Genomic DNA, 12579 nt, shown 5'->3' with positions numbered 1-12579 from the left:
ACTATACAGAACAACCGTATCCAGCGTGATATATTCGGTTTGAATCCCGTCATCAAAGATATGCAGACGGCTGTCATTGTAGCGGAAGAAATCGGAATGAAGCGTGCTTCTATCCTGGGGCTCATGCTGCACGACTCCGTGCGCTGCGGCACTTGCACCGCTCTGGAAGTGGAGCAAATCTATGGCGAGGATGTGGCAGGCATCATCCGGGGATTGATACGTGTAAACGAACTTTATTCCAAAAGCCCTACCATCGAGTCCGAGAATTTCCGCAACTTGTTGCTGACTTTCGCCGAGGACATGCGTGTCATTCTCATTATGATTGCCGACCGCGTAAACATCATGCGGCAAATCAAGGACTGCGAAAATGACGAAGCCCGTCGGCAGGTAGCCAACGAAGCGGCTTATCTCTATGCGCCCCTTGCCCATAAGCTGGGTCTGTACAAATTGAAGTCGGAACTGGAAGACCTCTCATTGAAATACACAGAAAAGGACGTTTACTACCATATCAAGGAAAAACTGAATGAGACCAAGGCATCGCGTGACAAGTACATTGCCGCCTTCATTGCACCGGTACAGAAGAAGCTCGAAGAAGCCGGACTGAAGTTCCATATCAAAGGACGCACCAAGTCCATCCACTCCATCTACCAGAAAATGAAGAAGCAGAAATGCCCCTTCGAAGGCGTGTATGACCTGTTCGCCATCCGCGTCATCCTGGACTCTTGCCTGGAAAAGGAGAAACTGGAATGTTGGCAGGCCTACTCCATCGTAACAGATATGTACCAGCCTAACCCGAAAAGGCTACGCGACTGGCTGTCCGTACCTAAAAGCAACGGATATGAATCACTGCACATCACCGTGATGGGCCCCGAAGGCAAATGGGTGGAAGTACAAATACGTACCGAACGCATGGATGATATTGCCGAACGAGGCCTGGCCGCCCATTGGCGATACAAAGGAGTGAAAGGTGAATCTGGTCTTGACGAATGGCTGACTTCCGTACGCGAAGCCTTAGAGAGCTCGGACAGCAACGGACTGGAAACGATGGACCAGTTCAAACTGGATTTGTACGAAGACGAGGTATTTGTATTTACTCCCAAAGGTGATTTGTTCAAACTTGCCAAAGGCTCCACCGTGCTCGATTTTGCGTTCCACATCCATAGCAAACTGGGCTGCAAATGTATCGGTGCAAAAGTGAACGGCAAGAATGTACAGCTGAAGCAAATGCTGCATAGCGGTGACCAGGTGGAGATAATGACATCGAATACGCAGACGCCCAAGCAGGACTGGCTGAACATCGTAACCACCTCCAAGGCACGCACCAAAATACGCCAGGCATTGAAGGAAATGGCTGCACGCCAGCACGCCTTCGCTAAGGAAACCCTGGAACGCAAGTTCAAGAACCGGAAGATAGAGTATGATGAAGGAACCATGATGCGCCTCATCAAGCGCCTCGGTTTCAAGATAGTGACCGACTTCTATCAAGCCATAGCCGATGAAGAACTGGATGTCAACGAGATTATAGACAAATACCAGGAACAGCAAAGACGGGAAAATGATACGCGCGACGATATTGTCTACCGCAGTGCTGAAGGCTATAACCTTCAACAAGGCATACCGGAAGAGATAGGTACCAAAGAAGATGTACTGGTCATTGATCAAAATCTGAAAGGATTGGATTTCAAGTTGGCACGCTGCTGCAATCCCATCTATGGAGATGATGTATTCGGCTTTGTCAGTGTGACGGGAGGTATCAAGATACACCGTTGCGATTGTCCCAATGCCAGTGATTTGCACTCACGTTTCGGCTACCGTATCGTGAAGGCACGCTGGGCCGGAAAGTCACAAGGTACACAGTACCCCATCACCCTGCGCGTAGTTGGACACGATGACATCGGCATCGTGACCAACATCACTTCCATCATTTCCAAAGAAACGGGCATTACTTTGAGAAGCATCGGCATTGACTCGCATGACGGGCTGTTCTCCGGAACACTGACCATCATGGTGAGCGATACGGGACATCTGGAAGCGCTCGTCAAGAAACTGAGAACAGTAAAGGGAGTGAAACAGGTTTCAAGGAATTAAGCAACAACTATAATCCATGAAGTACGACTTTAAAAAGCAGTTGCGCAGTTTCGGATATGCTTGGAAAGGTATCCGGTGTTGCATAGGAAAAGAACAGAACCTGAGCTTCCATCTGATAGTTACGGCTGTGGTAGTCATTGCAGGATTCGTTTTAGGCATTACCCGCATGGAGTGGATGATAATCATTCTCTGCATCGGAGTGGTGATAGCAGCCGAACTGTTCAATACCGCCATTGAGAAGCTGGTCGACCTGGTGTCTCCCCAACAGCATCCCGTGGCAGGGCAAGTAAAAGACATAGCCGCCGGAGCAGTACTGGTATGTGCTGCAACGGCGGCCATTATAGGATTGATTGTATTTATCCCTTACCTCACCCGCTTCTTCTTATAATAAGGATAGGTCAGAAGTACAAAGAAAAATACGGCAAGCATAGCAGCAACAGACGCCACATGGTATATCTGCGCTTTGTCCATCAGGTGGCAAGCCACAGCCATGCCCACCAGCAGCCCTGCCTCCATGAACAAATGGCAAGTGGTGTTTGCCGTTCCACGCTGGCAATGGTGCGACAGCTTGACGAACATCTTCATGAACGGGACTGTAATGAACACCAATACAGCCAATGCCGCCAATGACCAGTAATCGCCCACAAACATCAGTGGCAGCAACGCTCCCGGTACAAAAGCAATCAACTGCATATTGATGGCAGGTACCCATGCACGCGGCAATAAGAAGCGGTCCATATTGCACAACGACACGCCTATCGGAGCACGGAAAGCCACATATACCCTCGATGCGAAAAATATGCTAGCCAGTCCGGCCGCTACGGACAGATAGGTCACCATACGGAAACCATACATCTTATACATTCCAATGCCCAACACAACACCCACCAGCATGCCCAAGCGTGCAGCCCATGCATATACCATGTTTCCTGCGCTGCGGCGCGCGGAAGTCGTTATGTCGATGGCCACCGTAATGCCCGCTGTGGTTGCCAGCCCGAAACATGCTCCCTGCACAGCGGCAAGCAGCAGAAATTTCGTATAACCATCCACAAAGGCATATCCCAGAACAGCCGCCAGCATAATGAGTGCGGAGTAAAGGAGCACGTGTTTCCTTTTATATTCATCGACCAGATAGGCATGGAAAGGACCGACAGCAAACATGGCCACCGCAAAGACCAGAAACATGCTGCCCGCCTGCCCGACGGAAACACCCAACTGCTCTCCCATCACAAAAGGAAGCAAAGGGAAAAGCATATAGACGGATATGAACAGCAACAGATTTGCCGTACACATCCGCCAAAAATTGAGTGTCATGAGTTTGTTAGTACTGTTCTTTCTCATTCGGGAAATCTAAATTCTTCACATCGGAAACATAACGGCTGATGGCATCCGTCATCACTGTATGCAGGTCGGCATAGCGACGCAGGAAACGGGGACGAAAACCGTTATTCATACCCAGCATATCCTGAACCACCAACACCTGGCCGTCCACATCGCCACCGGCACCGATGCCTATAACGGGTATAGTCAGCTCGCTTGCCACGCGGGCAGCCAATGCGGCAGGAATCTTCTCCAATACCAGTCCGAAGCATCCGGCTTCTTCCAGCAAATGCGCATCGCGTACCAGTTTCTCGGCTTCGGCATCATCCTTGGCACGGACCGTATATGTTCCATACTTGTTGATGGATTGGGGCATCAGTCCGAGATGTCCCATGATGGGAATACCGGCGCTGAGGATACGCTTCACCGTACCGATGATTTCCTCGCCTCCCTCCAGTTTGAGGGCGTCGGCATGGCTTTCTTTCATAATACGGATAGCGGAAGCCAATCCCTCCAGTTCGTTGCCCTGATAAGAGCCGAAAGGCATGTCGACAATGACCATGGCACGCTTCACACCGCGAACCACGGATTTGCCATGATAAATCATCTGGTCGAGCGTGATGGGAAGCGTGGTGACATTGCCTGCCATTACATTGGAAGCGGAATCTCCCACCAGAATCACGTCTACCCCGGCACCGTCCACAATCTGCGCCATAGTATAGTCATATGATGTCAACATTGATATCTTTTCGCCTCTCTGCTTCATTTCGATAAGGCGATGTGTAGTCACTTTACGAGTGTCGTCTGAAATATAACCCATGATAGTATTTACAATTTGGCAATTTACAATTACTCAATTTAATTTTCGGCGCAAAGGTAATCCTTTTTCTGATTACTTGTACAATTGAGTTAATTTATCGTAAGTGAATCCCTGAAAGTCATCCAATACATAATGACACAACGGAGCTATGTCTTCACGGGAATTGGTGGTTGCCAACCCTATAACGGTAGCTCCTGAAGCCATGCCGGCTTTCAGCCCGTTGAAAGAATCCTCGAATACATATGTGGTGTCGGGAGTTGTGCCGAAAACCTCCATACCCAACAGAAAACAATCCGGTGCAGGCTTGGAAGCCGTAAACATCTCGGCCGTAAGAATACGGTCGAAAAGAGTCTTTATTTCGGGATGAACCCGATAGACAGCTGCCATCTTCGCTTCGTTGGAGCTGGTCACTACGGCAGTCTTCACCCCATTCCGGTGTAGGTCGGCAATGAAGTCAAGCACTCCGGGAATAAAGTCGAATGACATTTCCTGTTCAAAGCGGTTCAGCCGTTCGGTAATTTCGGCCTGTTCCTTCGCCATGCCCGGAAAAAAGGTATCATAAATATAGACCAGCGTCTGGCCCTTCACCCTGCCTTCAATATCATCCATACCCAAATACTGCTTTCCCATTTCATGCCAGAAGTGACTGTACTGTGTTTCCGTGTCTACCACCACACCGTCAAAATCAAAAAGTACGGCGGTTGCTTTTGTTGTGTCCATAAACTTTCTTTTACCTAAATCTGTTAATACCAAAACATTATAGCGTACAAAGGTGGGAATAATCTGCGAATCAAACAAATATTTTATACCTTTGTGCTCCTTAATTGACTCATATCAAATGAACAACGCGCATATATTAGGAACCGAACGTATTGGCAAACTGCTTGTGCAGTACTCCATTCCGGCCATTATAGGCATGACGATTACTTCGTTGTACAACATCATCGACAGCATTTTCATCGGTCATGGCGTAGGTCCTATGGGCATTGCCGGACTCGCCATTACTTTCCCTCTGATGAATCTGGTCGTGGCTTTCTGTACGATGGTATCGGCAGGTGGCTCCACCATTTCGTCCATCCGGTTGGGACAGAAAGACCTGGACGGAGCAACGGAAGTATTGGGAAACACACTGATGTTCTGCCTGGTCAATGCATTCATATTCGGCGGCATCTCATTTATATTCCTGGATGATATTCTGCGCTTCTTCGGTGCCAGCAATGATACGTTGCCATATGCCCGCGACTTTATGCAGGTGATATTACTGGGTACCCCCGTCACTTATACCATGATTGGCCTGAACAATATCATGCGTGCCACGGGATATCCCAAGAAAGCGATGCTCACGTCTATGGTAACGGTAGTCTGCAACATAATCCTCGCTCCCATTTTCATCTTCCAATTTGACTGGGGAATACGGGGAACTGCAACGGCAACGGTCATCTCGCAGTTCATCGGCATGGTGTGGGTAGTGAGCCATTTCCTGCAAAAGACAAGTGTGGTACGTCTGCAACGGGGGTTCTGGAAGATGAAGAAACGCATCATCAGCAGTATATTATCCATCGGTATGTCACCGTTCCTAATGAACGTCACGGCATGTGTCATTGTGATTATCGTAAACAACAGCCTCCAACAGTACGGAGGCGATATGGCCATCGGGGCATATGGCATTATCAACCGGCTGCTGGTACTCTATGTAATGATTGTATTGGGGTTGACGATGGGAATGCAACCGATTGTAGGCTATAACTTCGGTGCGCAAAAACACGACCGTGTGAAGGCTACCCTGCGCCTGACCATCATTGCCGGAGTATGTATCACCAGTACAGGCTTCCTTATCTGCGAATTGTTCCCCCATGCCATATCTGCCATCTTTACCAGTGATGAAGAGTTGATAGATATTGCTTCCAGAGGCGTACGCATTGCCGTAGCCATATTCCCGCTGGTAGGTGCACAGATTGTCATCGGCAATTTCTTCCAAAGCATCGGGAAGGCGAAAATCAGTATCTTCTTGTCGCTGACACGCCAATTACTGTATCTGTTGCCGGGACTACTGATATTCCCGCATTACTTTGGGCTGGACGGCATCTGGATATGTATGCCGGTATCGGACTTCTTTGCTTTTGTAACGGCAGCGGTGGCATTGTGGATATATGTAAAGAGATTACCCACAGGAATTACCGAAAAAGCGAGGTGAAAGTGATTTATTCTACTGCAAATATTGCATTTTATGTTATAACAAACAAATTGTTCGAAAATATATCATTCATTCAGCCCAAACACATCATCTATTCGCCCCAAACAGATGGTCTGTCTACCCCAAACGCATGATGTATGTTGCGGCAACTTTATTCGCTCTTGATGCTCTTTACCGGATTTTCATTGGCAATGCACCATGCCTTCAACACCACGGTAACAACAATAAACAACAGCAACAGACAACCTACAAGAATATATCCGCCTATAGGGAATGGCACAACATCAGAGAACTGGCTCGCCCAAAGCTTTCCGGCCCGGCATGCTCCCCCAATACCTATGGCGACAGACGGAATGGCCAGCCAAAGCACATCTCTTGACAATAACAGCAAAATACTTTCCGTCTCCGCTCCATTCACTTTACGAATGGCAATCTCTTTTGAACGCAGGCGGATTTCATCATTCACATAGCCTATCAGTCCCATCAGAATGATAAAGAGTATGGTCAATGAAACCAGCAGGGTGACATCACGAAATACCCGTACAGACTCGGCATAACTGCGCATTTCCTGCTCCACCGAACGGAATACGAGGCTTTTCTGAGGATAAATCCGATGCATCTCTTCATTGAGGCGGGCGAGATTTTCATCCAATGGCTCTTTGAGGCGAACATGCAGGGTGGCAGCTGTCTTCCCCGTCCATTCCACCATCACCGGCAAATTATCGTTGGGCATATCGGCAAAACTGAAACTGTCTAACAGCCCGACAACAGTGCCATAATCATTCACCCGCTTGCCTATGGGGCTGTCTGTCCAATTCATCTTCTCACAAAAGACACTGTTGACAAGCAACTGACCTTCTCCCGTCAAGTTATGCCCCTCTTTCAGTCTCAGACCAATGAAAGGAAGAAAATCACTGTCGAACCAGGTATTACGAGGATAGAAAAGCTCGTTACCCTGATTGTCAAGAATTGGCTGGTTAGAACCGAACCACAATATAGGGCGTTCTGCCGAAGCAACCCCTTCCACATAAGGCAAACTGCCGACAAGACTACGCAGGCTATTGCCATCCACTTCCCGCTGGGTGGTATATGCCACACGTTCAGGACGCCAACCACGGTCACGCGTCGTTACATAACTGTACTGTGAAACGACCATCAGCATCATCCCCAGAATGAATGCCGCTCCGATGAACTGAACAAAAAGCAGTACCCGTTTCCAGCCACGACGCCCGGAAGTGTAGCGGCGGAACACTTGTGTCACCGGAATACGAGCGAAAAGCATGGCAGGCAGGCAACCACCTAAAATAAACAGTAACAGTATCACCGACAATGGTGCCCAAAGATTCTGCCAGTCAAAAAGAGCACTGAGAGGTACAGCTGCCAATTCTTCCATTTTTTCGTGGAAAATATACACCAGCAGTCCAATGAGCAGCAAGGCAAGCCCTACTACTATAGCAGTCTCTACCATGAACATGGAAAAGATGCTACTTCCCGAAGCACCGCTGCATTTGTGTACACCGATGGCCTTGGCACGCTGTGTCAGCGAAGCCACGGAAACGAGTACATAATTCAATGCGGTCGTAAAAAGCAGCACGATACCCAGGAAGAACATAATCCAAATCATCTTCCGTACTTGAGGAGTCTCGACATGCAGATTATGGATAGGGACAATACGTACGCTCAATTCTAAACCACTTTCCGGTGGAATATGACGGGCAATAGCTATGGACATACGCTCATTCAGCCAATCAGCATCCTGCGGACTGCGCAGCCTGAGATAACCGTCGTAGTTTCCGCCGCTCTGCCAACCCAGGTCCCACTTCAGATGCCGCCCTATAGTAGGAAAGGAAATGATTGCCTCTGGACGCCTCTCCAAAGAAGTGTTCAACGGAATATCGGCAAAGATACCCTTCACGAGCAGTGTAGTCTGATATCCCCAAAAATCATAACGCAGTGTTTTCCCTATCGGATTTTCGTCACCGAAGGCCTCCTTTGCTGACTTGGCGGAAAGGAATACGACATCCGGACCCGCCAAATCCTGTGGATTGCCTTCTATCATCTCCAAACCGAGTACAGAAAAATAAAGTGTATCTGCCATCACCGTGGACATATCTAATTGGCGCTCACCCAACTGGAAACTATTATCAAAAAGAGAACAGCTCACTGTGCTACTTTCCACTTGTTCCGGAAACTCTTCGGCAATGGCAGCCGGAATCGGAATGATGGTAAAGCGACTTTCGTTACCTTCCAACACTCCATTTTTCAACCAACCCGTCTTCACAATATAAAGGTTATCCGAATCATGATAAAAGTTATCAAAACTCAACTCGAATGCAATCCGTGCAAATAGAAATACAGACATCAGCAGTCCCAATGCCAAAGATACAATCTTAATGGCATTGGAACCTTGCTTGTGCAACAAGCTTTGTAATGTATAATAAATGTGCCGCCTCATAATTTCCTGAAGTTATTCTTTATTCACTCTTGATACTGTCTACCGGATTCTCATTGGCAATCCGCCATGCCTTGAATACTACACAACCGATGATGAGCAATAGTACAATGCATGCAATAAGCAAGAATCCGCAGATACCAAAATCCACTCCCTCCACAAACTGCTCTATCCAGACACCGCCTATATACCAGGCTCCCAGCCCTCCAAGAAAAACGGCCGGCAAGGATATCCAGAATATATCCTTCGAGAAAAGCCGGAGAATGGATGACGCTTCCGCACCATTCACTTTACGGATGGCAATTTCCTTGCTGCGGCGTTGTATCTCGTCATTGATGTAGCCAATCAACCCCATTAACGTAACAAAAAGGATGGTTATGGCAGCCAGTAAAGCTGCATTACGGAAATCCGTGACGGTACTGTTCTGGTCGTCAATGACCTTTTGGAACGAGGAAAATACAATGTCACGGGTGGGAAACAGCTTTTCCATGTCTTCGTTCAAACGCTTGAGGTTATCGTCAAAAGGCTCTTTCAGACGTAATTGGATGTTTCCGGAAAATCGGTCAAGATAAGTTGCATACATAGGTTGCACCGCCACATAAGCGGCATTGGATGTAGCAAAGTCTTTCAGTACACCTACAATATTGCCCGCTATGCGATCGCCGTTGCGCACTTGCCTGCCTATCGGTTTATCTTCCCAATGCATCATTTTCAAAAATGTTTCATTGACCAATATCTGCCCAGGGGCATCCATATTCTTGCCTTCCGCAAATTCCAACTTCATAAACGGGGCATAGTCCTTGCCAAATTCCACCCAACGCATGCTCATCCACTGCCCGTTATCAGTCGTAACCCCTTCTCCGCTCAATCCGTCTGTAAGAAGATTACCGCTACAAGCTCCATCTTCCACATAAGGCAAAGAAAGCATCACACTACGATTTGCATCGCTTTCCGCATCCGAGTCAAAGGATACGCCCGAAGCATAAGCCACCCGGTGGTAATCGAATCCACGTTCTTTATTGGTGATGTAATGGCTCTGCATAAGCACCAGCCCCAACAAGCCGAAAATAAAAGAGGTACCGGCAAACTGCACAAACAAGAGCGGACGTTTCCAGCCTTTCTTGCCTTCGGTGTACCGGCGGAAAACCTGCGTCACCGGAATGCGGGCAAAAAGCTGCCCGGGCAACATGCCGCCTATCATAAACAAAATGACTATCACTGAAAGCGGTGCCCAAATGTTTTCCCAAGAGAAAAGACCGGCAAGACTAACGTCGAGCATGTCCTCCAACGGCTCACGGAAATTAAATAGAAGCAGCGCTACAAGCAGCAAGGAAGAAAGCATGATGACTCCGGTCTCCCATAAGAACATACCGAAAATAGTTCCCGTATTTGCCCCACTACATTTATGTACGCCTATAGCTTTGGCACGACGGTTCATGGCTGAGATGGAAATAAGCACATAATTCATCGCCACAATAAAAAGTATGGCGGTTCCCAGCGTCAACAGAATCCATACCATACGCATGGTACTGATACCAAATTCCATACGGTAGTCCTTTATCGGAACCAGACTGATAAACACATCATCGCTCTTGCGCACCTGCTCGGCAAGTTTCTCTATTCGGGTGTTCACATCGTCCAGTTGCACCCCCGGGCGCAGACGGACAAAGGACATATAGCTGTCTCCACCTCCCCATCCCCAGTATCCCCAATGATGCTTGAAGGAGGTAGCCAGAGACATCACGACACCACTTCCATAGAAACTGGAGTTTTCGGGGAAATCTTCAAAAATGCCCTTCACGGTCATTGACATCTGTTTGTTATAGACCACCGTCTGCCCGATGGGATTCTTATCGGCAAACATGCTGCCGGCCAGCTCCCTGCTGATGAAGACCACCTCCGGATTATTCAGCTCGCGAGGGTCTCCACTGACAACATCAATGCCCATAGTGGCAAAGAAACAAGAATCGGCCGTCATGGCATTGGTCTGGAAACGGCGTTCATTGGCAAACCAAGCCGAATTGCTCCACCATTGCTGGGTGACGGTAACACTCTCCACCTCGTCAGGCAGGTTTTCGGCAATGGTACCAGCCACCGGTCCAAGAGTTATATGCGAAGGATGATACTCGTTGTTGTAATACCATACTGTTTTGACAAGACACAAACGTTCATGGTCCTTGTAGCAGGTATCATAATTGAGCTCGAATGCCTGACGGGAAAAAATGAGGATACTGACTGCCAACCCCAGTCCCAAGGAAATAATCTTGATGAGGTTGGAGCCTTTTCCTCGTATCAGTGTCTGAAGAGTGTAATATAGTTGTCTCATGGAAGTTGTTTTAAAAGTCTGTTACAAATCCTGCGCTGCCACACTTGCCACCACACTACCGTCGAAAAGATGTATCGTGCGGTGTGCAAACGAGGCGTCGTGCTGGCTGTGGGTCACCATAATAATCGTAGTACCCTCTTTATTCAGTTCTGTCAACAGATTCATCACCTCAGCTCCGTTCTTGGAGTCCAAGTTACCGGTAGGCTCATCGGCGAGTATCAGCTTGGGATTGGTTACGACCGCACGGGCTATCGCCACACGTTGCTGCTGACCGCCGGAAAGCTGTTGCGGGAAGTGTTTGGCACGGTGGCTGATGTTCATTCTTTTCAGTATATCCTCTACCATACGCTTACGTTCACCCGCCTTTACGCCAAGATACGTAAGGGGAAGTTCCACATTCTCGTAGACGTTCAGTTCGTCTATCAGGTTGAAGCTCTGGAACACGAATCCCAGCTTGCCCTTGCGCACACGGGTACGTTCCTTTTCCTTCAAGTCCGCTACTTCCTGACCGAGCAGCTTGTAACTGCCCTCCGTAGGATTGTCCAGCAGCCCGAGGATGTTCAGCAAGGTGGACTTGCCGCAACCGGACGGCCCCATAATGGCTACAAACTCTCCCTCCTTTACATCGAGGTTTACGTGATTCAATGCTACCGTCTCTACTTCCGAAGTACGGAATACTTTGCTGATGTTGTTAATCTCAATCATGATATTTAATGTTTTAATATTGTTTTATTCGCTCTTAATACTATTCACCGGATTCTCGTTCGCTATCCGCCAGGACTTCCAAAGTACGCAGGCTACGATAATCACCAAATTGGCCATCACTACCAGTACGTATACTGCCCAACTGATGTGAATACGCTCCGCAAACTGTTCCATCCACATTCCGTTGACATACCATGCCAATACCGTACCGATGACAACTGCCGGAGCCGCCACCACAAGTATATCCCTCGACAGCATTTCCAAGATACCGGAAGCCTCTGCCCCGTTCACTTTACGGATGGCAATCTCCTTACTGCGGCGGCGCACCTCGTCGGTGGTATACCCAATCAGCCCCATCAGCATAATGAAGAACATGGTCACTGCCGCCATCAAAGTGGCATTGCGGAATACACGGACAGAATTATAGCTGTTCTCTATCCTTTTCTCATAACCGGTAAAGTCAATGGTCTGGTCATGGAAAGCCTCGGCTACATCGTGGTTCAACTTCTGCAGATTTTCGGTAAAGGGTTCTTTCAAACGAACATGTACCGTTCCATAAAAATTCTTGTTCCCACGGGCTATGAAAGGCATCTTCTCGGTTCTGAAACTCTCTATCTGGAAATCCTTCAACTGCCCTACGACATTGAATGTATTCCCTTCGGTATATACCGTCC

10 protein-coding genes are annotated in these 12579 nt (G+C 48.2%); 3 read left to right on the top strand and 7 right to left on the bottom strand.

All coding sequences use genetic code 11. The features are described from left to right. Both ABUA47_RS18755 and ABUA47_RS18750 read left to right on the top strand, forming a co-directional pair. Positions 1 to 2088, top strand: a 2088-nt coding sequence (locus ABUA47_RS18755; RefSeq protein ID WP_349831885.1) for a RelA/SpoT family protein, incomplete at its 5' end; no start/stop codon positions are given. Between the two features lie 16 nt (positions 2089 to 2104). Beyond that, positions 2105 to 2476: a diacylglycerol kinase family protein gene (locus tag ABUA47_RS18750; protein WP_008664485.1), complete on the top strand. Its 372-nt coding sequence runs from the start codon at positions 2105 to 2107 to the stop codon at positions 2474 to 2476. Here ABUA47_RS18750 and ABUA47_RS18745 read toward each other — a convergent pair. From ABUA47_RS18745 to ABUA47_RS18735, 3 genes are all read right to left on the bottom strand, one after another. Further along, entirely contained in the window at positions 2452 to 3429 is a 978-nt protein-coding gene (locus tag ABUA47_RS18745; protein WP_009038365.1) for an MFS transporter, read from the bottom strand. The genes ABUA47_RS18750 and ABUA47_RS18745 overlap by 25 nt on opposite strands. Then, on the bottom strand, positions 3410 to 4231 hold the full coding sequence (gene panB, locus ABUA47_RS18740) for a 3-methyl-2-oxobutanoate hydroxymethyltransferase (RefSeq protein WP_034523185.1): 822 nt from the start codon (positions 4229 to 4231) through the stop codon (positions 3410 to 3412). Before panB ends, ABUA47_RS18745 begins: the two co-directional genes overlap by 20 nt. 69 nt (positions 4232 to 4300) lie before the next feature. Next, the gene (locus tag ABUA47_RS18735; protein WP_005837215.1) at positions 4301 to 4948 is read right to left on the bottom strand and encodes an HAD family hydrolase; all 648 of its coding nucleotides are present in this window, start codon (positions 4946 to 4948) and stop codon (positions 4301 to 4303) included. Between the two features lie 118 nt (positions 4949 to 5066). Here ABUA47_RS18735 and ABUA47_RS18730 point away from each other — a divergent pair, with 118 nt between their 5' ends. Continuing rightward, positions 5067 to 6422 carry an MATE family efflux transporter gene (locus ABUA47_RS18730; RefSeq protein ID WP_347774443.1) on the top strand — a complete coding sequence of 452 codons (1356 nt, stop codon included), beginning with the start codon at positions 5067 to 5069 and terminating at the stop codon, positions 6420 to 6422. 151 nt (positions 6423 to 6573) lie between these two features. Here the strand turns inward: ABUA47_RS18730 and ABUA47_RS18725 are convergent, their stop codons facing one another. The 4 genes from ABUA47_RS18725 to ABUA47_RS18710 form a co-directional block, all read right to left on the bottom strand. Next, positions 6574 to 8877, bottom strand: a complete 2304-nt coding sequence (locus ABUA47_RS18725; protein WP_035448582.1) for an ABC transporter permease — start codon at positions 8875 to 8877, stop codon at positions 6574 to 6576. 19 nt (positions 8878 to 8896) lie between these two features. After that, entirely contained in the window at positions 8897 to 11200 is a 2304-nt protein-coding gene (locus ABUA47_RS18720; RefSeq protein WP_035448585.1) for an ABC transporter permease, read from the bottom strand. Positions 11201 to 11221: 21 nt separating this feature from the next. After that, the gene (locus ABUA47_RS18715; protein ID WP_005827694.1) at positions 11222 to 11905 is read right to left on the bottom strand and encodes an ABC transporter ATP-binding protein; all 684 of its coding nucleotides are present in this window, start codon (positions 11903 to 11905) and stop codon (positions 11222 to 11224) included. A 24-nt stretch (positions 11906 to 11929) separates the two neighbouring features. After that, the coding region (locus ABUA47_RS18710; RefSeq protein ID WP_349831884.1) for an ABC transporter permease at positions 11930 to 12579 on the bottom strand (650 nt) is incomplete at its 5' end.

The organism is Bacteroides sp. RTP31139st1_H2_RTP31139_211217 (genome assembly GCF_040227615.1).
Taxonomy (GTDB): Bacteria; Bacteroidota; Bacteroidia; order Bacteroidales; family Bacteroidaceae; genus Bacteroides; species Bacteroides uniformis.
The sequence above is the reverse complement of the archived record's forward strand: the minus strand, read 5'-3'. Positions and strand labels throughout refer to the sequence as shown.

Excerpts from the sequence above, each read along its gene's own strand:
- ABUA47_RS18750 (WP_008664485.1), top strand. The coding sequence starts at position 2,105 with ATGAAGTACGACTTTAAAAAGCAGTTGCGCAGTTTCGGATATGCTTGG.
- ABUA47_RS18745 (WP_009038365.1), bottom strand. The coding sequence starts at position 3,429 with ATGAGAAAGAACAGTACTAACAAACTCATGACACTCAATTTTTGGCGG.
- ABUA47_RS18735 (WP_005837215.1), bottom strand. The coding sequence starts at position 4,948 with ATGGACACAACAAAAGCAACCGCCGTACTTTTTGATTTTGACGGTGTG.
- ABUA47_RS18730 (WP_347774443.1), top strand. The coding sequence starts at position 5,067 with ATGAACAACGCGCATATATTAGGAACCGAACGTATTGGCAAACTGCTT.
- ABUA47_RS18725 (WP_035448582.1), bottom strand. The coding sequence starts at position 8,877 with ATGAGGCGGCACATTTATTATACATTACAAAGCTTGTTGCACAAGCAA.
- ABUA47_RS18720 (WP_035448585.1), bottom strand. The coding sequence starts at position 11,200 with ATGAGACAACTATATTACACTCTTCAGACACTGATACGAGGAAAAGGC.
- ABUA47_RS18715 (WP_005827694.1), bottom strand. The coding sequence starts at position 11,905 with ATGATTGAGATTAACAACATCAGCAAAGTATTCCGTACTTCGGAAGTA.